Here is a 22,709-nt window from a genome sequence, read left to right as displayed (position 1 = left end):
AAGCTCTTGTTCGGAACGGCTTTTAGAGATGCGGCACTACCAGCGCAACAGGACCGCACCCCAGGTGAAGCCGCCGCCCATGGCCTCCAGCATCACCAGGTCGCCCTTCTTGATTCGCCCGTCACCGGCCGCAACGGCGAGCGCAAGCGGGATGGACGCAGCCGACGTGTTGCCATGAAGGTCTACAGTGACCACAACCTTCTCGGGAGCGATTCCGAGCTTCTTGGCGGACCCATCGATGATGCGGCGGTTGGCCTGATGCGGCACGAGCCAGTCGAGATCGTCGGGCGTGGTGCCTGTCGCATCGAATGCGGCCTGGATGACGTCGGTAATCATGCCGACGGCGTGCTTGAACACTTCGCGCCCCGCCATATGCAGGACACCGACCGTTCCCGTCGTGGACGGGCCGCCATCGACATAAAGCTTTTCCTTGTGGGAGCCATCGGAGCGCAGACTTGCCGTCAGCACACCGCGATCGCTATTGGCACCGCTTCCCTCGCCAGCTTCAAGGATCAGCGCACCAGCGCCATCACCGAAAAGGACGCACGTCGTACGATCCGTCCAATTGAGGATACGGGAAAATGTCTCGGCGCCGATGACGAGCACGCGCTTGGCAAGGCCGCCGCGAATATAGGCGTCAGCCGTGGTTACCGCATAGACGAAGCCGGTGCAGACGGCCTGGACATCGAAGGCGAAGCCATGATGCATGCCGAGCCGGTTCTGGATATTCACCGCCGTGGCAGGAAAGGTATTGTCGGGCGTCGATGTGGCAACGATGATGAGGTCGAGGTCATCCGGCGTCATCCCGGCATTGGCGAGAGCCGCACGCGCCGCCTGCTCGCCAAGCGAAGCCGTGGTTTCACCTTCGCCGGCGATATAGCGTTGGCGAATGCCGGAGCGCTGGACGATCCAGTCGTCGCTGGTATCGACGACCTGCTCCATCTCGGCATTGGTCATGACGCGTTTGGGGAGCGCCGCCCCAAAACCGCGAACAATTGAACGGATCATTCTGCTTGTACCCCGTCTCTCATGCCGCTTCCGGCCCGATGGGGGGCAGCCGTTTGGCATGATATCTCTTCAAATCGTTTTCGATTTTCTGCGTGAGCCCATTCTTGGCCATATCATAGCCGACATCGATGGCGGCTGCGAAGGCTTCCGCATTGGCGCCGCCATGGCTCTTGATGACGATACCGTTGAGGCCGAGGAAAACGCCGCCATTGACCTTGCTGGGGTCGAGCTTCTCGCGCAGCAGATCGAAGGCGCCCTTGGCTAATACATAGCCGATACGCGCAAGCAGCGTGCGCGACATGGCGGCGCGCAGATAGGCGCCGATCTGCTTTGCCGTGCCTTCCGCCGCCTTCAGCGCGATATTGCCGGAAAAGCCTTCCGTGACGACGACGTCGACCGTGCCCTTGCCGATATCATCGCCTTCGACAAAACCGGAATACTCAAGCGATTCGAGATTGGCTTCGCGAATGAGACGGCCGGCATCCTTGACCTCTTCCTGGCCCTTGATTTCCTCGACGCCGACATTCAGCAGGCCGACGGTCGGGCGCTCGATCTCGAAGAGCGCGCGCGCCATAGCGCCACCCATCAGGGCAAAGTCGAGCAATTGCTGGGCATCGGCGCCGATCGTCGCGCCGACATCGAGCACGATGCTTTCGCCGCGCAGCGTCGGCCAGATCGCCGCGATTGCCGGACGTTCGATATTGGCCATGGTGCGGAGACAGAATTTCGCCATCGCCATCAGCGCACCGGTGTTGCCGGCCGACACGACGACATCGGCATCGCCCGTCTTCACCGCCTCGATGGAGCGCCACATGCTGGAGACGTAGCGGCCGCGGCGCAGCGCCTGGCTCGGCTTTTCATCCATGCTGATGGCAACCTCGCATTCGTGAAAAACCGATTTTTCGCGAAGCTTGGGATATTTGGCGAGGACCGCCTCGCAGCGTTCCTTCTGTCCGTACATGATGAATGTAATATCGGGATGCCTATCCAGCGCCTTGGCCGCGCCGGGAACAACAACCTCAGGGCCGAAGTCGCCACCCATTAGGTCAAGAGAAATTCTGATCACGCGTCCCTAGTCCTTTTTCTCCGCCGCGACGGGCGAATTTGGCGTCAAAATACCGTTTTCTCCCCCGGTGACAACTGAATTGTGCTCGAACGGCACCGGGGCCTATTCCTTTTTCCAATCTTTCAGAACGGCAAAGGGCGACGGTTTTCTGTCATCTTCGCCCGTGTCTTCTATATGCGCATCGAACTCGACCCCGGGCTTGCGCGGATAGGGATCGATGGCCAGGGCGGCAAATTCCGCAACGGCCGCGCCGGCGTCAATCGTATCGCCGGTAAAGGTCTCCGGAAGATCCGGGCCATCGGGATCAAGTATCATTTCTCCGGCATCCACAGAAGGCGCACGCGCCAGTTTGGAATCCTCGGGCACGAAGATGTGCTCGAAGTCCTCGTCGATATCAGATTCGACCGGCTCGAGTGTGACAACGCAAGCCTGAACGATCTTTGCCTTCACATTGCCCTTGATGCGCACGCCGTCACGCTTCCAGCGAGAAATCTTGAGGTCGGCTTCGAGCTTGCCGACCGAAAGAACATCCCAGAGAGCGGCGAGCCCGGCCAATTCGCGATCGTCAGCCTCGACATGGACATCCACCGGATTGGCGGAGATATGTCCCACCTTCACCGGATAGGAAAATGGCGTTTCATCGGAGTCGTGTCTTTTCATTTTTATCTCCTAACCGGCCCGTTGGCCGACTTTATCCGGCACTGGCAGCGTCGCCGAGCCCGTAGCGATCTGGTTTTCGGTTATGGTCGCCAAGTGCGCTTCCGCGATTATCATCCAATCGGCCAGCGAACGCATGGATGCCGCGCTTTCGCTCGCCTTGGGATAGATGTTGCGCTGAAGCGCCGCGGCAAGCGCGGTGCGATCGCCGCTATCCATGGCACCCGCATAGCTTTCGAGCCGCCCATAAAACATGCCGGCCAGCTTCTTCATGCGCTTCGGCACGCTGTTGTCGCCTATACCGAGCTCTCGGATCGAATAATCGATATCCTCGAAGAAAGCATCCACGATTTCCTGCGCCAGTTCCTGACCGCTTGTCGCCGACGATCGCGTGCGGCGAAAGAACAGGATCATCATCACCGACAGCAATTCGAAGCGCCCCATCACCGTATCGGGCACCTCGTAGTCGGTATAGAAAATCGGCTGTCGCGCCATGGATGTCAGCGCCTCATACTGCCTGACAACGATGATCTGATTGTGATTTCTTTTGCGGAAGAGCCCAAAAATCATGAAAATTCCCGGAATTGGCTCCCTCGGAGCGCGCCGATTTTGCTTGGCCTTGTTGCATCCACGCAAAAGCTGGTTTACCGAAGCAGGCGCGAATTGCAATGCCGTTTGTGCCCGCTTCGAGGCTCCAGCCCTTACCGTCGTCACGTTGTGCATGATCGGTGACGAAGAGTGCCGAACAACATGATTGTGCCTTTTGCCATCGCGGAAAGGCCACAATGATGTGCACAGCAAGGTCATATCGGCCGTCCGGCCATCGGATTGATTCATTAGGGGAGATGAGATGTCGTTGACCAGACGGTATTTCAAGTCTGACATTACTTTCAGCAGCGCTGCCGCCATTGCCCTGGTGATTGCGACCATGGGCCTTTCGGGTTGCAAGACCAGCGAGGTTATGAACAACGGTTATATCTTCGACCCGCAGTCGCTGGCACTTGCGCCGGTCGGTTCGAGCCGCGAACAAGTCCTGCTGTCGCTCGGCACGCCTTCCACCACCGCGACCTTCGATGGCGAAGTCTTCTACTACATCTCCCAGAAGCGTACGCGCGCCGTCGCTTTCATGAAGCCGAAGCTGGTCGATCAGAACATTCTGGCGATCTATTTCGACAAGGACGGGGTGGTGAAGCAGGAAGCCAACTACACGCTGAAGGACGGCAAGGTCTTCGACATGATCAGCCGCACGACCCCGACCGGCGGTCGCGACATCACCTTCCTGCAGCAGATCCTCCAGGGCAGCGGAAGCGGCGTCAACGGCGCAAGGAACTTCCTCAACAACCTCAACCCGGGCCAATAAGACCGGACGATATCTCAATGAAAAACCCGCGAGGCACTGCGCCCCGCGGGTTTTCTTTTTGCGTTCGGTCTGCTTCGCTTAGCCGGCAAGGATCGCAAGCAATAGCAGGGCGACGATATTGGTGATCTTGATCGCCGGATTGACGGCCGGACCTGCCGTATCCTTGTAGGGATCGCCGACGGTGTCGCCCGTCACCGATGCCTTGTGAGCTTCCGAGCCTTTCATATGGCGCGTGCCGTCCTTGTCGACGAAGCCATCCTCGAAGCTCTTCTTGGCGTTGTCCCAGGCGCCGCCGCCCGACGTCATCGAGATGGCGACGAAGAGGCCGTTGATGATCACGCCAAGCAGCGAAGCGCCGAGAGCGGCAAAGGCAGAGGCTTTGGAGCCGGACAATAGCAGGACGCCGAAATAGACCACGACCGGCGCCAGAACCGGCAAGAGCGACGGAATGATCATCTCGCGGATGGCCGCCTTGGTCAGCAGATCGACGGCGCGGCCGTAATCGGGACGCTCCGTGCCCTGCATGATACCGGGCTTTTCACGAAACTGCTTGCGAACCTCTTCCACGATCGCTCCGGCGGCTCGGCCGACGGCCGTCATGGCGATACCGCCGAAGAGATAGGGGATAAGTCCGCCGAACAGCAGACCGGCAACGACGTAAGGGTTCGAAAGTTCGAACGAGATCGTGCCTACATTGGCGAAGTACGGGTATTTGTCACCGTGAGCGGCAAAATACTGCAAATCGTTCGCATAGGCCGCGAACAAGACCAGCGCGCCGAGACCCGCCGAACCGATTGCGTAACCTTTGGTAACGGCCTTGGTGGTGTTACCGACAGCGTCCAGCGCATCGGTGGATTTGCGTACTTCCGGCGGAAGATGCGACATCTCCGCGATGCCGCCGGCATTGTCCGTGACCGGGCCGAAGGCGTCGAGCGCGACGATCATACCGGCAAGGCCGAGCATGGCGGTGACCGCAATACCCGTGCCGAACAGGCCGCCGAGCTGGTAGGTGGCGATGATGCCGCCGACGATGACGATCGCCGGCAATGCCGTCGATTCCAGCGAGACGGCAAGGCCCTGGATGACGTTGGTGCCATGACCGGTAACCGATGCCTGGGCGATGGAATTGACCGGCCGCTTGTTGGTGCCGGTATAGTATTCGGTGATGACGACGATCAGCGCCGTGACGATGAGACCGACGATACCACAGGTAAAGAGCTTCGTGCCGGTGATGTCGAAGCCGCCAACGGTGCCGATCGAACCCCAGCCGATGGTGAGCGAGGTGGCTGCGGCCAGACCGATGATCGACAATACGCCGGTCGCGATGAGGCCCTTGTAAAGAGCACCCATGATCGAACCATTGACACCGAGCTTGACGAAGAAGGTGCCGATGATCGAGGTGATGATGCAGGCGCCGCAAATCGCCAGCGGGTAGATCATGGCCGAGCCAAGAAGCGGTGAGCCGGCGAAGAAGATAGCGGCGAGAACCATGGTCGCGACAACGGACACCGCATAGGTTTCGAACAGGTCGGCCGCCATGCCGGCGCAATCGCCAACATTGTCGCCGACGTTGTCGGCGATGGTGGCCGGATTGCGCGGATCGTCCTCCGGAATGCCGGCTTCAACCTTGCCGACGAGGTCACCGCCGACGTCGGCCCCCTTGGTGAAGATACCACCGCCGAGACGGGCGAAGATCGAGATCAGCGAGGCGCCGAAACCAAGGGCGACGAGCGCATCGATCACGTCACGCGAACCGGCTTCATGGCCGAGAATACCGGTCAGGACGTAGAAGTAGATGGACACGCCGAGCAAGGCGAGGCCCGCGACCAGCATGCCGGTAATGGCGCCCGACTTGAAGGCAATGTCGAGGCCAGCAGACAGGCTCTGCGACGAGGCTTGCGCGGTCCGAACATTGGCACGCACGGAGACGTGCATGCCGATGAAACCTGCGGCGCCTGAGAGGATTGCGCCGATCAGGAAGCCAAAAGCGGCTTCGGCCGACAAGAGGAGCCAGGCCGCGATGAAAACGATGATCCCGACGATGGCGATGGTTCTATATTGGCGCGCCAGATAGGCTTGCGCTCCTTCACGAATATACCCGGCAATCTCCTGCATGCGGGCGTTGCCCTGATCGGCAGCGAGCACCGACCGGGTTGCCCATACGGCGTAAATCACCGAGAGCAGTCCGCATGCGATCACTCCTAAAAGAATCGACATTTCGCTTTTTCCCTCCAAAAAAGCCGGCGGTTCACTCCTCCCCCGGCCGCCTGCAACAACGGTCGATCCCCTCCTCCAGGAGATCGGCCGATGTGCAGTTGCGAGATTGATGGCGGGAAAACGTCGCGTCAAGACCGTCCGCGGGTAAAACACCCGCAGAAGGTTCAAAAGAATATTCGAAGATGAAATCAGGCGCGAACGAAGGAAACGAAAATGCGTACCGCTACGATCCGAGCGTCCGACGAGGCTTATTTCTTCGCTTCGCCGCGAACCTGCTTGGCGATTCGGTCGAGCACGGCATTCACGAGCTTCGGCTCGTCCTCCTCGAAGAAGGCATGCGCGATTTCGACATATTCAGTGACGATGACAGGAACCGGCACGTCCTTGCGGTCGATAAGCTCGAAGGTGCCAGCGCGCAGGATAGCGCGCACGGTGCTATCGAGACGCGACAATGCCCAGTCGTCTTGAAGCGCAGAGCCGATCAGCGGATCGAGCCGCGTCTGCTCACGCACGACGCCCGACACGATGGAGCGGAACCAGGATGCATCGGCCTTCAGATAGGTCTCGCCATCCAGCTCCTGCCCGAGACGGTGGGCTTCGTATTCAGCCACCACCTCCAGAACGCCGGTTCCGCCGATATCCATCTGATAGAGCGCCTGAACCGCCGCAAGACGCGCGGCACCCCGCTGGTTGGCGGGCTTGGCCGGTCGCTCGTTATCCTGATTGCTCATCTATTATGCACCCAACTTCTCTTTCAGCGCGATCATGGTCAGCGCCGCACGGGCGGCGAAACCGCCCTTGTCCTTGTCCGAACGGCGCGCACGCGCCCATGCCTGCTCATCGTTCTCGACGGTAAGGATACCATTGCCGATCGCGAGAGATTCGCTGACGGCCAGATCCATCAGAGCCCGCGAGGATTCATTGGCGACGATATCGAAATGATAGGTCTCGCCGCGGATAACCATGCCGAGAGCCACATAGCCGTCATAAACCACATTACCATTGTCGCCGCCATCGAGCGCCATGGCAATTGCCGCGGGGATCTCCAGAGCACCGGGCACGGTAACGATATCATAGGTCGCGCCTGCCTCCTCGAGAGCGGCCTTGGCGCCGTCGAGCAGGGCATCGGCCATATCGTCATAGAAGCGAGCTTCGACGATAAGGATATGAGCATTGGAAGAGCTGGTCATACATCACCTGCAATTTGAGAGGGCGCGGCACCTTGTTAGGCCGGGTCAAACCACGGCGGGCCTCGCTTGGCAAGTGTTTTTCAATGGCCCGCGCCGATTCCGACCCTATTTGGAAATGATCGGCGCGCCGCGGAAATTGTGGCTTCCGCACACGCAACCGCTTCGATAATAATTTGCAGCCTGCGAGGGGGAGGTTCATGACGAAGAAATCCACACCCGCCATCAATGTCGGCGAGCTTGAACTGGAACATTGGCAGCAAGGCAGCTTCTTTGCCGGCAGCGACACGTCCTTCGGAGCGAAGCTCGGGCTGAAGCAGCTCGGCATCAGCTACAACGAGGTGCCCCCGGGCAAATCCGGCTGTCCGTTTCACAATCATCATGTCGAGGAGGAGATGTTCGTCATTCTCGACGGCGAAGGCGAATATCGCTTCGGCGGCCAGCGCATCGCGGTCGGCAAGGGCGATGTTCTGGGCGCTCCAGCCGGCGGCCCGGAAACGGCACATCAGCTGATCAATGTCGGCCCCGGCGTGCTCACCTATCTCGCCATTTCCACGAAGGCGCGGACCGAAATCGTGGAATATCCCGATTCCGGCAAGTTCCTGGCCAAAACCTATAGCGACGGCAGGACGGCTTTCCGTGCGATCGGCCGCGCCGCTGCCACCAACCTCGACTACTGGGACGGCGAGCCCGGCGCCTCCGACGACTGACCACCACCAAAACCATTTTCAGCAAAGACCTAATCCGATGACCCATATTCCGACACTGACGACCGATCGGCTTCTGCTGCGGGGCCATACGCTTGATGATTTCGACGAATTCCTCGAGCTCTGGAAATACAAGGATATCGTCCGCTTCATCGGCGGCGAGATGCCCACGCGCGAACAGGTTTGGGCCCGCCTTTTACGCTATGCCGGCCTATGGCATCATCTCGGCTTCGGTTTCTTTGCCGTCGAGGAACGCCAAAGCGGCCGGCTGATCGGCGAAGTGGGATTTCTGGATCTGCATCGCGATATGACACCGATGACGGAAGGCACGCTGGAAGCCGGTTGGGGCATCACGCCGCCGATGCAGGGCAAGGGCTATGCGACGGAGGCCATGAACGCAGCGATCGCCTGGGCGGACGGACAGTTCGCAGGCCGTCGCATGACCTGCATCGTGGATTTCGAAAACCTGCCGTCGATACGGGTTGCCGAAAAGATCGGCTTCCGCCGTATCGGCGAATTCACGCTCAAGGACAGATCCAACGTCCTATTCGAACGTTAAGCGTTGCGGGCAGAACAATCATGTCAGCTCTGCAGGATAGGTTTTCCGCCAGACCTTACGAGCCCGATGACGCCGGAGCCACGATCGACATTTTCCTGAGGGCCATTCGCGAGGTGGCGTCCAAGGACTACAATCCGGCGCAGATCGCTGCCTGGGCGAAGGTCGATGATGCCGAAATATGGGCACAATATCGAGCGAACCGGCCGACCTGGCTTGCGATGGATGGTTCAAAACCCATCGGCTTTACCGATCTGAAATCGGATGGTTGCCTGGATATGATGTTCGTTTCGCCCGATTATCAGGGAAAGGGCGTCGCCAGCCTGTTGCTCGCGACCGTCGAAAATGCGGCCCGCGAACAGGGCTTTCGACGGATATTCACTGAAGCGAGCCTGACCGCCCGCCCCTTCTTCGAACGCAAAGGCTTTGTCATCGTGACCGCGCAGCAGGTAGAAAAGCGCGGTCAGATCTTGTCGAATTTCCTGATGGAAAAAACTCTCGCGTAAGCTGCCAAGGCGCCGACCGGCGTCCTCCTGCAGCGCGCCTGTGACACTCAGCCCTCGCGGACGACAGGGAATTCCGCCAGGCGAGCGGCGTAGCGTGCCATGGTGTCGACTTCGAAATTGACGAAGTCACCGGCCTTGCGCTCGCCCCAGGTCGTCACTTCCAGGGAATGGCGGATCAGCAGCACGTCGAATTCCGTACCCTCGACGGCATTGACCGTGAGCGAGGTGCCGTCGAGCGCGACGGACCCCTTCGGCGCGACGAACCTGGCAAGATGCTCCGGCGCCCGCAGGCGGAAGCGGGTGGCTTCGCCCTCTGATGTCACCGAAAGGATTTCCGCCTTGCCATCGATATGGCCGGACACGATGTGACCGCCGAGCTCGTCGCCGATCTTCAGGGAACGCTCGAGATTGATCTTGGCTCCGGCTTCCCAGCTGCCGATGGTCGTCAGGCGGAGTGCCTCTTCCCAGGCCTCGACCTCGAACCATCGTCCGTTGCTGCCCTGCTCAGGCAGACCCGTAACCGTCAGGCAAACGCCGGCGTGCGAGATGGACGCGCCCATGTCGATCGTCGCCGGATCGTAATTGGTGGCAACGCGCAGCTTGATGCCTTCCTTCAAGAGAGAAATGGATTCAACCGTGCCGACGTCGGTGACAATTCCGGTAAACATCAAAAACCTCTTTCGTATTCGTCGCAGAGATCGTCGCCGAAGCGGCTCTCGCCGACATGCATAAAGTCAGCTGGGATATTGGACTTGAGGACTGGCGATTCAATACCGCTCTCGCCGATATCGGCCGGCCCCTGGAACAGCAGGATGCGATCGACCAGTCCGGCATCGAGAAAGCGCTGCGCCGTCCTGGCGCCGCCTTCCACCAGCAACGACGAGATGCCGCGTGTAGCAAGCGCCTCCGGCAACTCTCCCGGCTCGCTGGAATTGGATTGCAATACCTCGACACCGGCGGCATCGAGCGCCGCACGACGTCCGAGGAATGCGGCATCGGTATTGTCATCGAAGGACGGCGGATGGCCGGCGACCGCGATGACCGGGTACTTGCGTGCCGTCTGCACAAGCTTGCTGCCGAGCGGAAGCTGCAGTTGCTCATCGATGACGATACGGAGCGGCGAACGATCCTCCAAGCCGGGAAGCCGGCAAGTCAATTCCGGATCGTCTGATATCGCTGTGCCGATGCCGACGAGAATGGCGTCGCTTTCGGCGCGCAGCATCTGCACCTGCGCGCGCGCGATATCGCCGGTAATGCGCACCTGCCCCTCGCCCGTCTTGCCGATCATGCCATCGGCGGAAACGGCAAGCTTGAGAGTCACATAGGGGCGGTTTCTCGTCTGGCGCATGAGATAGCCAGCGAGTGATCGCCTGCCCTCCGTCTCCAAAACACCGGTATCGACCTCAATGCCGGCCTCGCGCAGCATGGTGATACCACGCCCGGAAACGCGCTGGTCGGGATCGGTGACGCTGATGACGACGCGTGCCACGCCGTAAGCGATGAGCGCCTCGGCGCAGGGCGGCGTCTTGCCGTAATGCGAGCAGGGCTCGAGCGTCACATAGGCGCTGGCGCCTCTGGCCGCCTCGCCTGCCTCGGCCAGCGCCTGAGGCTCGGCGTGCGGGCGACCGCCGAGTGCGGTTACGCCGCTGCCGAGGATGACACCATCCCTAGCGACGATGCAGCCGACGGACGGATTGGTGGAGGTCAGTCCAAGATGCCGGCGCGACAGGCGGATGGCCGCGGCCATGAAACGCTCGTCCTCGGGCCGCGGCGCCATGGTCAGGGATCCAGCGGATCGCGAGCGATCTTCGCGTTGATCTCGTCGATCACGTGCTCGAAATCCTCGGCATGCGAGAAATCGCGGTAGACGGAGGCATAGCGCACGAAGGCGACGTCATCGAGGCTCTTCAGCGCCTCCAGTACCTGCAAACCGATCTGCTCGGAGCTGATTTCGGTCTCGCCGGAGCTTTCGAGACGACGGACGATGCCCGATACGGCCCGCTCGATCCGGTCACGATCGACCGGGCGCTTGCGCAGCGCGATCTCGAAGGAGCGCACCAGCTTGTCGCGATCAAACGGCACCTTCCGGCCGGTCTTCTTGATGACCATCAGTTCGCGCAGTTGCACGCGCTCGAAGGTGGTGAAGCGGCCGCCGCAATCCGGACAAATGCGCCGACGGCGGATGGACGTGTTGTCCTCCGCCGGGCGCGAGTCCTTGACCTGGGTATCTTCTGAGCCGCAGTAAGGGCAGCGCATGCGCTCTCCTTAGCCCATATAGCCGTACATCGGGAAGCGGTCGGTGAGCTTGACCACCTTCTCGCGCACGGCAGCCTCGACGGCGGCATTGCCTTCGTCGGAATTGGCGACCTTCAGACCATCGAGCACTTCGATGATCAGATTGCCGATTTCACGGAATTCGGCTTCCTTGAAGCCGCGCGTTGTGCCGGCCGGGGTGCCGAGGCGAACGCCTGACGTGACGAAGGGCTTCTCGGGGTCGAAGGGAATGCCATTCTTGTTGCAGGTGACGTAGGCGCGGCCGAGTGCGGCCTCGGCACGCTTGCCGGTGGCGTTCTTCTTGCGCAGGTCGACCAGCATCAGATGGTTGTCGGTGCCGCCGGAGACGACGTCGACGCCGCCGGATATCAGCGTTTCGGCAAGAGCCTTGGCGTTCTTGACGATCTGGGCGGCGTAGTCCTTGAACTCCGGCTGCAGCGCTTCGCCGAGGGCGACGGCCTTTGCGGCGATGACGTGCATCAGCGGGCCGCCCTGGAGGCCGGGGAAGACGGCCGAATTGAATTTCTTGGCCAGATCCTCGTCATTGGTGAGGATCATGCCGCCGCGCGGGCCGCGCAGCGACTTGTGCGTGGTCGTCGTGGCAACGTGGCAATGCGGGAATGGCGACGGATGCTGACCGCCGGCAACCAGACCGGCGATATGGGCCATGTCGACCATCAGATAGGCGCCAACGCTGTCGGCGATCTCGCGGAAGCGCTTCCAGTCCCAGATGCGGGAATAGGCCGTGCCGCCGGCGATGATGAGCTTCGGTTTGGTTTCTTCGGCCTTGCGCTGCACTTCATCCATATCGAGCAGGTTGTCGCCTTCGCGCACGCCGTAGGACACGACGTTGAACCACTTGCCGGACATATTGACCGGCGACCCGTGCGTGAGGTGACCGCCCGAATTCAGGTCGAGGCCCATGAAGGTGTCGCCGGGCTGAAGGAGCGCGAGAAAGACTGCCTGGTTCATCTGCGAACCGGAGTTCGGCTGAACGTTGGCGAAGTTGACGCCGAACAGCTTCTTGGCCCGCTCGATGGCGAGTTCCTCGGCGATATCGACGTACTGGCAGCCGCCGTAGTAGCGCTTGCCCGGATATCCCTCGGCGTATTTGTTGGTCATGATCGAGCCCTGCGCTTCCAGAACGGCGCGTGAGACGATGTTTTCCGAGGCGATCAGTTCGATTTCGTGCCGCTGGCGACCGAGCTCCTTGCCGATCGCGCCAAAGATTTCCGGATCGGTATCGGCAAGCGAGCGATTGAAAAAGGGTTCGGTGGACGCATTGGTCATCGTGAAAGCTCCTGAACGGGCCGGAACGGCAATGCAGACGGTATTAGCGTCAGGGTCGCCGGAGAGCAATACGATCAGCGACATTTGCTGGGCAAACTACGATGAGCGCCGACGACGAACGAAAAAGCCGCACCCGGGGATGCGGCTTTCATGTCGATGGTGGTTGGAACAATGCCGATTACTGAACCGGCTGCTCCATGCCCTGGGTCGTATTGAGCGCCAACTGGGAGTTGCCGTCGAGATTATAGATATCGTCGCGGAACTGGACGATACCATCGCGGGCGCTCCAGGCCGAGATATAGACGAAATAGACAGGCACTTCCGACGCCAAGGTGATTGGCGTGTTGACGCGGGTGGAGATGACCTGCTCGATGTGCTGACGCGGCCAGCCGGGTGTTTCGGCCAGCAGCCAGGTTGCGAGATCGCGTACGTTCTGAACGCGGACGCAGCCAGAGCTGTCGAAACGCATCAGCTTGTTGAACAGGCCCTGTTCCGGCGTGTCATGCATGTATTCGTTGTTGGGATTGTGGAAGTTGATCTTCGTGGACGCCATGGCATTCGTCTTGCCCGGATCCTGCCGGAACATCAGGTCTGGCGCCTTGTCCGAATTCCAGTCGATCGTCTCCGGCGCCACTTCCTGGCCCTTGCCGTCGAGAAGGCGAATGTTGTTCTTCGTCAGGTAGGTCGGATCCTTACGCATCAAGGGCACGATGTCCTTGATGACGATCGAGCGCGGCGCCGTCCAGTACGGGTTGAGGATGACCTCATAGATCTTCGAATTGATGATGTGCGTAGGCCGCGATTCCCGGCCGACGATCGCCTGGTGGCGCAACGCCACCTGGCCATCCTCGACGGCCTCGACACGCGTCGCAGGGATATTGACCATGACGTGACGACGGCCGAGGTCGGACGGGAACGTCTGGAGGCGGACGAGATTGGTGTTGAGCTGCTGCAGACGGACATTGGCGGGGATGTTCATCGCCTTCAGCGTGAAATCGCCCAGGACGCCATCTGCCGGCAGACCGTGACGGGCCTGGAAACGCTTGACCGCGCCGTCGACATAGGAGTCGAAGGCGGAGGAGATGCCAGCCTCACGCGGCAGGTCGCCGGTGATCATCAAATGCTGGCGCAGCGACTGTACGGCCGGATCGGTCGCACCGAGCTGCAGCGCCTGCTGGCTTGTCGGATTGATCTGCGGCCATCCGCCGTTGGCGGCAATGCTCTGATATTGCGCGATCGCCTGCTGAATATTCGATACGGAATCTGGCCCGAGGATTGGCGCGTTCGACTGGACAGCGGCGGCAGTGCGCGCCGCGGCTTTGGCGTCGAACTGGTCGTCCCAATTGCCGCGGGAGCGATCGTTGATCAACGCCTCGAGCGGAGTTGCGTTTTGCGCAAGGGCCGGAGCGGCCAGTGCGGCAGCGCCAAGAGTTGCAGCCGACCGCAGGAAAGCGCGGCGCGAAAAGGGTCCAATTCCGTTTTTCTTCGACATATCCTAACCGTTCAACGCTGCGATCCAATCATGCGCAGCCTAGAGAGGAAGCAGTAAATAGCGCAGCTTGCGCCAAGTAACGTGGCTCAGTATCAACCCGTTCCCTTAATGCACCACCAAAAACTTGGCCACGAACTATCACAATATCGCGAAGCCAAGACCTTCAGGTCGGAAGATCGTATTTCGAGAACGCTGCCTGCAGTCGATTTCCGCTGTCATAGCAATATGGCCAATTCGTGTCTCCCGGCATGAAACTTGCTTTGCCACGCCAGTGCGAAAGAAAAGCCAAACTGCTTTTGCTAAAATACCACAGCTGCGCGTGGTTCATAGCGTGTCCTGATCCGGCGTCAATGGCTTAGCCGTCCGGGACGTTACATGGGACGGAAGGTGAAGCGCGGACGTGGCAAAAAGCGCACAACGATCGGGCCGACAATGCGTTCAAGCCGGACACGCAGGGAACGTGTCCAGCTTGCTTTTACTGGCAGGTCTTAGGATCAATCCCTGCCCGTTACTTAGAGGCGATAGAGGATCTGATCGTTCCAGAAGCGATCGAGGCGCTGGAGGAGCTTGTTCATCTGGGTGAACTCATCGGTGCCGATGCCGCCTACCTTGTCGATCGAGCCGATGTGGCGCTCATAGAGCTTAGCGACGGTTTCGGCGATATCCTGGCCGGTTTCCGTCAGGCTGATGCGGACCGAGCGGCGGTCGATGCGCGAGCGCTGATGGTTGATGAAGCCAAGGTCGACCAGCTTCTTGACGTTGTAGGAAACGTTGGAGCCGAGGTAGAAACCGCGGGAGCGCAGCTCGCCGGCCGTCAATTCGGAATTGCCGATGTTGAAGAGGAGAAGTGCCTGGACGGCGTTGACGTCGTCGCGACCCTGACGGTCGAACTCGTCTTTGATAACATCAAGCAGGCGGCGGTGCAGACGCTCGACCAGGTGAAGGGATTCCATATAGAGAGCCCGGATGTCATCAACCTGCTGGTCCCGAGCGTTTGCAACTGCCTGCGGCTTGATTTTCGTGTTCATCATGACTTGGCCTCACTCTGTTTTGTTTGGCGGTGTCGTTTTCTTCCCGCCTTGAGTGAGACCCTATCGAATACACATAAAATTCTACTTAAACTGCAGGCTTAACAGCACCTTACCAGGAAGTGTTGCTGTCTCAGGGTAAATCAACCATTACCTGCTGCTGCCGGCGCCGGCGTTTCTCCTGCCATAGCAGGATACGGAAAAGGCAATAAATCACGGCGACGCAGGCATGCAAGATCATGATCAGCGGATTGGATCCGAATATCTCCGGCCATACGCCATACATCAGTGCCTGCCCGCCTGCCGCCACCACCCACATGACCGGCCCCCACGAGACGGTAAGCCACAATCCGAGTGCCGCGACGGGGAAGACAACGGCCAAGCCTGCGCCCGCGACCTTCCATGGCAGCGCCAGCAGATCGAAGCGCGCATGACCTTCCAGCGAGTAGCCGACCAGCATGGCCCAATATTGCAGGCCGAGCCAGAAGCAGGCGATCGCAATCAGCCGCAGGAACAGCACGAACAGGATGTCCGTCAGCGTATTCTTGGGTACGGTCGAAGAATCAGGTTCCATGCGCGAACAATACGTAGGAGGCACGTGCCTCGCCAGAATATAATGGCTGCGGCCTTTCGCCTTGTTTTGAATCCTGGGGACGGCGTGATAGGTACGCGCCCCATATAGAATGCCATAAATAGACGAAGAAGGATGGCGGCATCATGGAGAACAAGACGCATCTCGTTGACGAGATTACCGGTCATCGGCGCATGCGGCGCAACCGCAAGGCCGATTGGACGCGCCGTCTCGTGCAGGAAAACCGGCTGACGGTCGACGATCTGATCTGGCCGATCTTCGTGATCCCGGGCACCGGCATCGTCGAGCCGATCCCTGCCATGCCCGGCGTCAACCGTATGACCGTGGACAAGGCCGTGGAGGCGGCGAAGGAAGCGGCCGATCTCGGCATCCCCGCGCTTGCCACCTTCCCTAACATCGAAATGGAGCTGCGCGACGAGACCGGCTCCAACAGCCTCGAGAAGAACAATCTCATCAATCTCACCACTGCCGCCATCAAGAAGGCCGTTCCGAATATCGGCGTCATTACCGACGTCGCGCTCGACCCTTTCACCAGCCACGGCCATGACGGCATCCTGCGCGGCAACGAGATCGTCAACGATGAAACGGTCGAACAGGTGGCGCTGGCCGCGGTCTACCAAGCGGATGCCGGAGCAGACATCATCGCGCCTTCGGAAATGATGGACGGTCGCATCGGCGCGATCCGCCAGGCGCTCGATGCCGCGGGGCACCAGAGCGTCGGCATCATGAGCTATGCGACGAAATTCAGCTCGGCCTTCTACGGCCCCTATCGCGAGGCGATTTCGACCGGCGGCCTGCTGAGGGGCGACAAGAAGACCTATTACATCGATCCCGCCAACGGCACGGAAGCCGTGCGCGACGCCACGCTCGATGTCGAGGAAGGCGCCGACATGCTGATGGTCAAGCCCGGTCTCCCCTATCTCGACATCTGTTGGCGGCTGAAGGAAGCCTTCGGCCTTCCGACCTTTGCCTATCAGGTCTCCGGCGAATACGCGATGATCAAGGCGGCCGCCGCCAATGGCTGGATCGACGGGGAGAAGGTAATGCTCGAAACCCTGCTCGCCTTCAAGCGCGCCGGCTGTGACGGGATCCTCACCTATTTCGCTGTCGATGTGGCGAGACATCTGGCGAAGAAATAGCTTCGGTCCATCAGCTTATTGTATTTGCTGGAGCCGATACCATATGTTCGGCAAATGTTTCCCCCAATGTTTCCTCAAGGAGGAAAGCAATGAGCCTGAACCACAGCCCGCTCTATGCAGCACCGGACGACTGGCGCGCCTATAGTGGCGTGCTGAGCCGGCGCATCTTTGCGTTTATCGTCGATTACATCATCGTCGCGCTGCTGTGCATTCCTGCGGCCGTGCTGCTGTTTTTCGTTTCGATCCTGACACTGGGGCTCGGCTTCTTCCTCTATCCGGTGCTGTTCGTTCTCGTTGCAGGTCTCTATTTCGGCTGGACACTCGGCGGTCCTTACCAGGCTTCGCTCGGCATGCGCGCTATGGGCCTCACCATGGTTCGTGTCGACGGCCGGCGAATGGATTTCCTAACGGCGATCGTCCATCTGGCGCTGTTCTGGATCCTGAACTCCGTCCTGACGCCGCTCATCCTGCTGGTGGGTCTCTTCACCGACCGCAGCCGGCTCGTGCACGATCTGCTGCTTGGCACGGTCATCGCCCGAACGGCATAAAACAGCGTACAAGCATAGGGCACCTCATAATTTCCCGCGGTCCCCCGGGCGCGCGGGAGATATTTCTGTGCATGGTCCATTAGGAAACTTCGATCTTTAGCGAAGGACGTAGTTGACGTTTTCTAAACTTGGGCCATGCTTGTAGAAACGGATGCCGAAAGAAAGGTCAATCAACGGCAGATGAACACGCAGTCGACGCCATCTCCGCAGTTTTATCTGACGGCACCGGCTTCCTGCCCGTACTTGCCGCACGAGATGGAACGCAAGGTCTTCACGCACCTTGTGGGGCCTCGCGCCGCCGAGATGAACGATATTCTGACGCAGGGCGGCTTCAGGCGTTCTCAGAACATCGCCTATCGTCCCGCCTGCGAATCGTGCCGGGCGTGCATATCGGTCCGCATCCTGGCGCAAGAGTTCGAGCCCACCCGATCGATGAAACGGGTGCTGACAGCAAACAGCGATATCATCGCCACCGAATTTCCGGCGCAGCCCTCCAGCGAGCAATATTCGCTCTTCCGCCGCTATCTCGACTATCGTCATCAGCAAGGCGGCATGTCCGACATGACCGTGCTCGACTATGCGATCATGGTCGAGGACACGCATGTGAACACGCGCATCATCGAATATCGCCGTCGCGAGGAAGGTTCGGGGCTGGAGCAGCGTCCGAAGGGCGAACTGCTGGCTGCGGCTCTGACCGATGTGATGAGCGACGGGCTGTCTATGGTCTATTCCTACTTCAATCCCGATCTCGACGAGCGATCACTCGGCACCTTCATGATCCTCGATCATATCAAGCGGACGAAGGCGCTGGGGTTGCCGCACGTCTATCTCGGCTATTGGGTCAAGGGCTCGCGCAAGATGGACTACAAGACCCGCTTTCAGCCGCAGGAACATCTGACGCCGCGCGGCTGGGAACGTTTCGACCCCACAGCCGACGGCGACAAAGATACCTTCCGCTGAATGTTTTCCCATCTCTCGGACCATAAGAAGGGCCTGCTGCTGACGACGCTCGGCGGTCTGGCGCTGTCGATGGATATTCCGCTGATACGACTTTCCAGCGGCGAAGTCTGGTCGGTACTGTCTTTCCGCAGCCTTGCGACCATCGTCGTGGCGCTGGCCGCCCTTTTCGTCATTCGCCGGGTCACTGGCTCGCTGAAGACTGTGTTACCGGGCTGGCTCGGAATTCCCGTTGGCTTCTTCTATGGGCTGACCACCATCACCTTCCTTCTCGCCGTCTATTATACCAAGGCGGCAAATGTGGTCTTCATCATCGCGCTCAACCCGATGTTCACCGCGCTGCTGTCCTGGATTTTCCTGAAAGAGCGCCCTGCCCTTTCCACCTTCATTACCATGGCTGTCATGATCCTCGGTGTTGGCCTGATCGTGGGTGACGGCATGGAGGCTGGGCATCTGCTTGGCGACGCGCTTTCCGTGCTCGCATCGCTTTCCATCGCCTGCGCCATCACGATCAGTCGCGCCTCGGGCCGGGACATGGGTTTTGCTTCCTTGCTGGCGGCCGTCATTCCGGCGGCAGTCGGGCTCTATCATATGGTGCCCTCGGGCTTTTCCATCGACCATCCCGGCTGGATCCTTTTCGACGGCGCCGTGCTGATGCCGCTTTCCTTCTGGTGCCTTGCGACGGGCACGCGTTTTCTTTCGGCACCGGAAGTGGCAATGTTCTATCTGCTGGAAACGATCCTCGCACCGATCTGGGTCTGGATGATCTTCTCAGAAGCGCCGACCAACATGACGCTTGCCGGCGGCGCGATACTGATCCTGGCACTGGCAGGTCACTCGCTCTGGCAGGCGCGGGTGAAAGCCAGAGCAGCAATCACCGCAGAGAGCCTTGCGCATTGAAGTAGTCCTCTTCCAATGTTATAACTAGGTTATCACATTGGAGCTGAGACATGAACGTCACCATCCGCAAAATCGGCAATTCCGAGGGCGTGATTATTCCGAAAGAAGTCCTGGATCAGCTTGGTCTCGGAGCCGGTGACAGGTTGGAACTCAGTTTGAAAGATGGCGGATTGCTGATGCAGCCGGCTGACGCGGATTTTGCACGCCAGATGGAGCATGCGCAGCGCTTCATGGATCAATATAAAGTGGCACTCAAGAAGCTGGCAGAATAATGCCCTTTATCTTCCTGACTAGGCCGCTCATTGAGCAATTGCATAAGATGCAGATCAAAAGGTTCGGCGGCTCCTATGGTCTACGAGACGAGGGCTCCCTCGAATCCGCCTTGGCACGCCCGATCAACAAAGCTCAGTACGGCAGTGATGATATCATCGAACTAGCGGCCGCTTATCTATTTGGGTTGGCGAAAAACCACGCCTTCGTAGATGGCAACAAGCGCATCGCCATCGTGGCGACAGCAGTTTTTCTTATGGAAAACGGCTACCGTATTCAAACGACAGACGCCAATCTTTACAGCTTCGTCATAGCAGTGGCCGCCGGAGAAATCGATGAAGAGGGAGCGACACGCTTCCTGCGAGACGTCTGCGTTCCCTACACAGATTGAAGCCTCAGGCGTCGATCCGCCCTCGTCAAGGTTCCGCCCAGGCTTTCGCAGTCGAGACGACGCACCACCCGGCCCTTCGCTAGAGCTCCGGCGTTCGTCGCTGCAATCGACCCCACTGGGCCGATTGCTCGGGCTTTGCCCGACCGCTCCTCACCCAGAAAACCTGCCGCTCCTGGGGAAGCCCTTCGGCACGGCACGACCGGCGCCGGCGCGGTCGCCCAGCCATTCCACCAATTCGTCTTTGGTCTTGGTGAAGGTGCGGCCGGCACTGTCTTCCCATGTCAGGCCATCGGCGATCGCGAAGCACCTGACATCCGCGATGCCGCCGTCCTTGTATTTCTGCAAGCGCACGCCCTTGCCGCGCGACATTTCCGGCACCTGCGCGAGCGGGAAGATGACCATCTTGCGGTTCTCGCCGACCACGGCAACATGGTCGCCTGATATCGGGACGAGAAGCTTGGTCTCGTCGGGATAGGAGACATTCATGATCTGCTTGCCCTTGCGGGTATTGGCGACCAGTTCCGCCTCGGCAACGATGAAGCCGTTGCCTGCCGTCGATGCGATCATCTGCTTGCGCTGCGGATCGTGGACGAAGGCGGTCAGCACATCCTGATCGTTTTCCATGTCGATCATAATGCGCAGCGGCTCGCCATGGCCGCGGCCGCCGGGCAGCTTGTCGCCGCCGAGCGTATAGGCCTTGCCGCCCGTCGTGATGATGAGGATCTTGTCCGTCGTCTGCGCCGGGAAAGCAACCTTGAGAGCGTCGCCCTCCTTGAAGGTCAGCGAGGACGTATCGGAAATATGGCCTTTGAGGGCGCGGATCCAACCCTTTTCGGAGACGACGACGGTAATCGGTTCCTTCTCGATCATCGCCTGCTGGATAGCCTCATCATCGGCTTCAGGCGCTTCGGCAAACTGCGTGCGGCGGCGACCGATCTCGGTCGCCTTGGCGAACTTCTTCTTCACCTCGCCGATTTCCCAGGCAACCGTCTGCCACTGCTTCTCGTCCGAAGCGAGCAGTGCCTCGATGTCGGCCTTCTCCTTCGTCAGGCCGTCAAACTCCTTACGGATTTCGAATTCTTCCAGCTTGCGCAAGGAGCGCAGCCGCATGTTGAGGATCGCCTCGACCTGATTGTCCGTGAGGCCGAACCGCTCCATCATGACAGGCTTCGGCTCATCCTCCTCGCGGATGATGGCGATGACCTCATCGATGTTGAGATAGGCAATCAGCAAGCCGCCGAGGATTTCGAGGCGCTTTTCGATGGCCGCCAGCCGGAAGCGCGAGCGGCGCAGCAGGACTTCGCGGCGATGATCCAGCCACTCTTTCAGCACGTCGTTCAAGGCCATGACCTTGGGGATGCGGCCCATGGACAGGACGTTCATGTTGAGCGGGAACCGGCTCTCAAGCTCGGTGAGCTTGAACATCGATTCCATCAGGATCGTCGCGTCGACTGTGCGGCTTTTCGGCACGAGAACGACCCGGATATCCTCGGCGGATTCGTCACGAATGTCCTCGAGCAGCGGCAGCTTGCGTGCCAGCAGCAACTCGGCAATCTTTTCGATCAGCCGCGACTTCTGCACCTGAAACGGAATTTCCGTGATAACGATCTGGTAGCCGCCACGACCGAGATCCTCGATCTCCCACTTCGATCGGACACGGAAGCCGCCACGGCCGGTCTTGTAGCTTTCGATAATGCTCTGGCGATCATCGATGATGATGCCGCCGGTCGGAAAGTCCGGCCCTGGAATATACAACTCCACCAGCTTCTCGACCGTCGCATCGCGATCCTTGATCAGATGCAGGGCGGCATCGCAAAGCTCGTGAGCATTGTGCGGCGGGATAGAGGTCGCCATACCGACGGCGATGCCAGAAGAGCCGTTGGCGAGCAGATTGGGGAAAGCTCCAGGCAGAACGATCGGCTCGGAATTCGACTCGTCATAGGTGTCGCGGAAATCCACGGCATCCTGGTCGATGCCCTCGAGCAGCAGCTCGGAAACCGCCGTCATCTTGGATTCGGTGTAACGCATCGCAGCCGGGCTATCGCCGTCGATATTGCCGAAATTGCCCTGGCCGTTGACCAGCGTGTAGCGCTGCGAGAAATCCTGCGCCAGGCGCGCCAGTGCATCATAGATCGATTGGTCGCCATGCGGGTGATAGTTACCCATCACCTCGCCGACGATCTTGGCGCATTTGCGGAAGGCGGCATTGGGGCGCAGCCCCATCTCGCTCATCGCATAAACGATACGGCGATGTACCGGCTTCAGCCCGTCGCGGACGTCCGGAAGCGCGCGTTGCGTAATCGTCGACAAGGCATAGGCCAGGTAGCGCTCCTCGAGCGCGGCCTTCAGATCGACCGGAAGGATGTTGTCGTCGCCGTCACCGGGCGGCGGTGTCAGATTTTTTCCCATGGCCCTTGACTATAAGAGATGGCGATTCACAGCAAGAAATCAGCGGAAAGCACCTGTGGATGAAGGCGTTTCAAGCATATTGCGGGGTGGCTATCGATACATTTTTGCTGCACTGGCGCTCTACATTCATTGTCGTTGGATTTTCAGAGAAAGAT

25 protein-coding genes are annotated in these 22,709 nt (G+C 59.8%); 10 read left to right on the top strand and 15 right to left on the bottom strand.

All coding sequences use genetic code 11. From position 1 onward, the window contains the following. Positions 1-36: 36 nt before the first annotated feature. From AC13RM_RS06790 to AC13RM_RS06775, 4 genes are all read right to left on the bottom strand, one after another. On the bottom strand, positions 37-1,008 hold the full coding sequence (locus tag AC13RM_RS06790; protein ID WP_285173358.1) for a beta-ketoacyl-ACP synthase III: 972 nt from the start codon (positions 1,006-1,008) through the stop codon (positions 37-39). A gap of 19 nt (positions 1,009-1,027) precedes the next feature. Beyond that, complete coding sequence (gene plsX / locus AC13RM_RS06785; RefSeq protein WP_285173359.1) at positions 1,028-2,074, bottom strand: phosphate acyltransferase PlsX; 1,047 nt, start codon at positions 2,072-2,074, stop codon at positions 1,028-1,030. Between the two features lie 102 nt (positions 2,075-2,176). Then, positions 2,177-2,734: a YceD family protein gene (locus AC13RM_RS06780; protein ID WP_285173361.1), complete on the bottom strand. Its 558-nt coding sequence runs from the start codon at positions 2,732-2,734 to the stop codon at positions 2,177-2,179. Between the two features lie 9 nt (positions 2,735-2,743). Then, positions 2,744-3,301 carry a ubiquinol-cytochrome C chaperone family protein gene (locus tag AC13RM_RS06775; protein WP_488554722.1) on the bottom strand — a complete coding sequence of 186 codons (558 nt, stop codon included), beginning with the start codon at positions 3,299-3,301 and terminating at the stop codon, positions 2,744-2,746. 280 nt (positions 3,302-3,581) lie between these two features. On the opposite strand from AC13RM_RS06775, the gene AC13RM_RS06770 reads away from it, so the two are divergent. Beyond that, positions 3,582-4,091 (top strand): outer membrane protein assembly factor BamE, encoded by a 510-nt coding sequence (locus AC13RM_RS06770; protein WP_069616250.1) that lies wholly within the window; start codon positions 3,582-3,584, stop codon positions 4,089-4,091. A gap of 78 nt (positions 4,092-4,169) precedes the next feature. On the opposite strand, the gene AC13RM_RS06765 is transcribed toward AC13RM_RS06770, so the two are convergent. The 3 genes from AC13RM_RS06765 to AC13RM_RS06755 form a co-directional block, all read right to left on the bottom strand. Further along, positions 4,170-6,308, bottom strand: a complete 2,139-nt coding sequence (locus tag AC13RM_RS06765) for a sodium-translocating pyrophosphatase (RefSeq protein WP_113229608.1) — start codon at positions 6,306-6,308, stop codon at positions 4,170-4,172. Between the two features lie 248 nt (positions 6,309-6,556). Further along, on the bottom strand, positions 6,557-7,039 hold the full coding sequence (gene nusB / locus AC13RM_RS06760) for a transcription antitermination factor NusB (RefSeq protein WP_047627120.1): 483 nt from the start codon (positions 7,037-7,039) through the stop codon (positions 6,557-6,559). A gap of 3 nt (positions 7,040-7,042) precedes the next feature. Continuing rightward, on the bottom strand, positions 7,043-7,498 hold the full coding sequence (locus tag AC13RM_RS06755) for a 6,7-dimethyl-8-ribityllumazine synthase (protein ID WP_285173371.1): 456 nt from the start codon (positions 7,496-7,498) through the stop codon (positions 7,043-7,045). A gap of 197 nt (positions 7,499-7,695) precedes the next feature. On the opposite strand from AC13RM_RS06755, the gene AC13RM_RS06750 reads away from it, so the two are divergent. From AC13RM_RS06750 to AC13RM_RS06740, 3 genes are read left to right on the top strand one after another with little or no spacing between them, the layout of a single operon-like run. Next, the gene (locus AC13RM_RS06750; RefSeq protein ID WP_285173373.1) at positions 7,696-8,205 is read left to right on the top strand and encodes a cupin domain-containing protein; all 510 of its coding nucleotides are present in this window, start codon (positions 7,696-7,698) and stop codon (positions 8,203-8,205) included. Between the two features lie 37 nt (positions 8,206-8,242). Continuing rightward, positions 8,243-8,761: a GNAT family N-acetyltransferase gene (locus tag AC13RM_RS06745; protein ID WP_488554721.1), complete on the top strand. Its 519-nt coding sequence runs from the start codon at positions 8,243-8,245 to the stop codon at positions 8,759-8,761. Positions 8,762-8,781: 20 nt separating this feature from the next. Then, positions 8,782-9,264, top strand: coding sequence for a GNAT family N-acetyltransferase (locus AC13RM_RS06740; RefSeq protein WP_488554720.1), 483 nt, complete (start codon positions 8,782-8,784; stop codon positions 9,262-9,264). A 47-nt stretch (positions 9,265-9,311) separates the two neighbouring features. Here the strand turns inward: AC13RM_RS06740 and AC13RM_RS06735 are convergent, their stop codons facing one another. The 7 genes from AC13RM_RS06735 to AC13RM_RS06705 form a co-directional block, all read right to left on the bottom strand. Continuing rightward, complete coding sequence (locus AC13RM_RS06735; protein ID WP_488554719.1) at positions 9,312-9,932, bottom strand: riboflavin synthase; 621 nt, start codon at positions 9,930-9,932, stop codon at positions 9,312-9,314. Next, entirely contained in the window at positions 9,932-11,041 is a 1,110-nt protein-coding gene (ribD, locus tag AC13RM_RS06730; RefSeq protein WP_488554718.1) for a bifunctional diaminohydroxyphosphoribosylaminopyrimidine deaminase/5-amino-6-(5-phosphoribosylamino)uracil reductase RibD, read from the bottom strand. Before ribD ends, AC13RM_RS06735 begins: the two co-directional genes overlap by 1 nt. A 2-nt stretch (positions 11,042-11,043) precedes the next feature. Continuing rightward, positions 11,044-11,520: a transcriptional regulator NrdR gene (gene nrdR, locus AC13RM_RS06725; protein ID WP_015339425.1), complete on the bottom strand. Its 477-nt coding sequence runs from the start codon at positions 11,518-11,520 to the stop codon at positions 11,044-11,046. A gap of 9 nt (positions 11,521-11,529) precedes the next feature. Next, the gene (glyA, locus tag AC13RM_RS06720; RefSeq protein ID WP_015339424.1) at positions 11,530-12,828 is read right to left on the bottom strand and encodes a serine hydroxymethyltransferase; all 1,299 of its coding nucleotides are present in this window, start codon (positions 12,826-12,828) and stop codon (positions 11,530-11,532) included. A 178-nt stretch (positions 12,829-13,006) separates the two neighbouring features. Then, entirely contained in the window at positions 13,007-14,320 is a 1,314-nt protein-coding gene (locus tag AC13RM_RS06715) for a L,D-transpeptidase family protein (protein WP_113229600.1), read from the bottom strand. A gap of 512 nt (positions 14,321-14,832) precedes the next feature. Next, entirely contained in the window at positions 14,833-15,348 is a 516-nt protein-coding gene (ldtR, locus tag AC13RM_RS06710; RefSeq protein ID WP_069616333.1) for a transcriptional regulator LdtR, read from the bottom strand. A 133-nt stretch (positions 15,349-15,481) separates the two neighbouring features. Continuing rightward, the gene (locus tag AC13RM_RS06705; protein WP_113229599.1) at positions 15,482-15,922 is read right to left on the bottom strand and encodes a DUF6163 family protein; all 441 of its coding nucleotides are present in this window, start codon (positions 15,920-15,922) and stop codon (positions 15,482-15,484) included. Positions 15,923-16,065: 143 nt separating this feature from the next. Between AC13RM_RS06705 and hemB the strand changes: the two genes are divergently transcribed. The 6 genes from hemB (at position 16,066) to AC13RM_RS06675 (ending at position 20,145) form a co-directional block, all read left to right on the top strand. Continuing rightward, positions 16,066-17,079, top strand: coding sequence for a porphobilinogen synthase (hemB, locus tag AC13RM_RS06700; protein ID WP_488554717.1), 1,014 nt, complete (start codon positions 16,066-16,068; stop codon positions 17,077-17,079). Between the two features lie 89 nt (positions 17,080-17,168). Then, positions 17,169-17,627: an RDD family protein gene (locus AC13RM_RS06695; RefSeq protein ID WP_113229597.1), complete on the top strand. Its 459-nt coding sequence runs from the start codon at positions 17,169-17,171 to the stop codon at positions 17,625-17,627. Positions 17,628-17,807: 180 nt separating this feature from the next. Further along, on the top strand, positions 17,808-18,587 hold the full coding sequence (locus AC13RM_RS06690; RefSeq protein WP_113229680.1) for an arginyltransferase: 780 nt from the start codon (positions 17,808-17,810) through the stop codon (positions 18,585-18,587). Then, positions 18,588-19,484: a DMT family transporter gene (locus AC13RM_RS06685; protein ID WP_488554716.1), complete on the top strand. Its 897-nt coding sequence runs from the start codon at positions 18,588-18,590 to the stop codon at positions 19,482-19,484. Between the two features lie 50 nt (positions 19,485-19,534). After that, the gene (locus tag AC13RM_RS06680; RefSeq protein WP_113229595.1) at positions 19,535-19,756 is read left to right on the top strand and encodes an AbrB/MazE/SpoVT family DNA-binding domain-containing protein; all 222 of its coding nucleotides are present in this window, start codon (positions 19,535-19,537) and stop codon (positions 19,754-19,756) included. Further along, the gene (locus AC13RM_RS06675; protein WP_374816215.1) at positions 19,756-20,145 is read left to right on the top strand and encodes a type II toxin-antitoxin system death-on-curing family toxin; all 390 of its coding nucleotides are present in this window, start codon (positions 19,756-19,758) and stop codon (positions 20,143-20,145) included. The genes AC13RM_RS06680 and AC13RM_RS06675 overlap by 1 nt, the downstream gene beginning before the upstream one ends. A 150-nt stretch (positions 20,146-20,295) precedes the next feature. Here AC13RM_RS06675 and parC read toward each other — a convergent pair whose 3' ends face one another. Beyond that, positions 20,296-22,554: a DNA topoisomerase IV subunit A gene (gene parC, locus AC13RM_RS06670; RefSeq protein WP_374816213.1), complete on the bottom strand. Its 2,259-nt coding sequence runs from the start codon at positions 22,552-22,554 to the stop codon at positions 20,296-20,298. Positions 22,555-22,709 lie beyond the last annotated feature (155 nt).

This window comes from Martinezella sp. CNPSo 3732, assembly GCF_057784515.1.
This window is presented reverse-complemented; position numbering and strand designations above follow the sequence as displayed.

Bases quoted from the DNA above. Each gene is read 5' to 3' on its own strand.
- AC13RM_RS06790 (WP_285173358.1), bottom strand. From the start codon at position 1,008: ATGATCCGTTCAATTGTTCGCGGTTTTGGGGCGGCGCTCCCCAAACGC.
- AC13RM_RS06780 (WP_285173361.1), bottom strand. From the start codon at position 2,734: ATGAAAAGACACGACTCCGATGAAACGCCATTTTCCTATCCGGTGAAG.
- AC13RM_RS06775 (WP_488554722.1), bottom strand. From the start codon at position 3,301: ATGATTTTTGGGCTCTTCCGCAAAAGAAATCACAATCAGATCATCGTT.
- AC13RM_RS06770 (WP_069616250.1), top strand. From the start codon at position 3,582: ATGTCGTTGACCAGACGGTATTTCAAGTCTGACATTACTTTCAGCAGC.
- AC13RM_RS06765 (WP_113229608.1), bottom strand. From the start codon at position 6,308: ATGTCGATTCTTTTAGGAGTGATCGCATGCGGACTGCTCTCGGTGATT.
- nusB (WP_047627120.1), bottom strand. From the start codon at position 7,039: ATGAGCAATCAGGATAACGAGCGACCGGCCAAGCCCGCCAACCAGCGG.
- AC13RM_RS06755 (WP_285173371.1), bottom strand. From the start codon at position 7,498: ATGACCAGCTCTTCCAATGCTCATATCCTTATCGTCGAAGCTCGCTTC.
- AC13RM_RS06750 (WP_285173373.1), top strand. From the start codon at position 7,696: ATGACGAAGAAATCCACACCCGCCATCAATGTCGGCGAGCTTGAACTG.
- AC13RM_RS06745 (WP_488554721.1), top strand. From the start codon at position 8,243: ATGACCCATATTCCGACACTGACGACCGATCGGCTTCTGCTGCGGGGC.
- AC13RM_RS06740 (WP_488554720.1), top strand. From the start codon at position 8,782: ATGTCAGCTCTGCAGGATAGGTTTTCCGCCAGACCTTACGAGCCCGAT.
- AC13RM_RS06735 (WP_488554719.1), bottom strand. From the start codon at position 9,932: ATGTTTACCGGAATTGTCACCGACGTCGGCACGGTTGAATCCATTTCT.
- ribD (WP_488554718.1), bottom strand. From the start codon at position 11,041: ATGGCGCCGCGGCCCGAGGACGAGCGTTTCATGGCCGCGGCCATCCGC.
- nrdR (WP_015339425.1), bottom strand. From the start codon at position 11,520: ATGCGCTGCCCTTACTGCGGCTCAGAAGATACCCAGGTCAAGGACTCG.
- glyA (WP_015339424.1), bottom strand. From the start codon at position 12,828: ATGACCAATGCGTCCACCGAACCCTTTTTCAATCGCTCGCTTGCCGAT.
- AC13RM_RS06715 (WP_113229600.1), bottom strand. From the start codon at position 14,320: ATGTCGAAGAAAAACGGAATTGGACCCTTTTCGCGCCGCGCTTTCCTG.
- ldtR (WP_069616333.1), bottom strand. From the start codon at position 15,348: ATGAACACGAAAATCAAGCCGCAGGCAGTTGCAAACGCTCGGGACCAG.
- AC13RM_RS06705 (WP_113229599.1), bottom strand. From the start codon at position 15,922: ATGGAACCTGATTCTTCGACCGTACCCAAGAATACGCTGACGGACATC.
- hemB (WP_488554717.1), top strand. From the start codon at position 16,066: ATGGAGAACAAGACGCATCTCGTTGACGAGATTACCGGTCATCGGCGC.
- AC13RM_RS06695 (WP_113229597.1), top strand. From the start codon at position 17,169: ATGAGCCTGAACCACAGCCCGCTCTATGCAGCACCGGACGACTGGCGC.
- AC13RM_RS06690 (WP_113229680.1), top strand. From the start codon at position 17,808: ATGAACACGCAGTCGACGCCATCTCCGCAGTTTTATCTGACGGCACCG.
- AC13RM_RS06685 (WP_488554716.1), top strand. From the start codon at position 18,588: ATGTTTTCCCATCTCTCGGACCATAAGAAGGGCCTGCTGCTGACGACG.
- AC13RM_RS06680 (WP_113229595.1), top strand. From the start codon at position 19,535: ATGAACGTCACCATCCGCAAAATCGGCAATTCCGAGGGCGTGATTATT.
- AC13RM_RS06675 (WP_374816215.1), top strand. From the start codon at position 19,756: ATGCCCTTTATCTTCCTGACTAGGCCGCTCATTGAGCAATTGCATAAG.
- parC (WP_374816213.1), bottom strand. From the start codon at position 22,554: ATGGGAAAAAATCTGACACCGCCGCCCGGTGACGGCGACGACAACATC.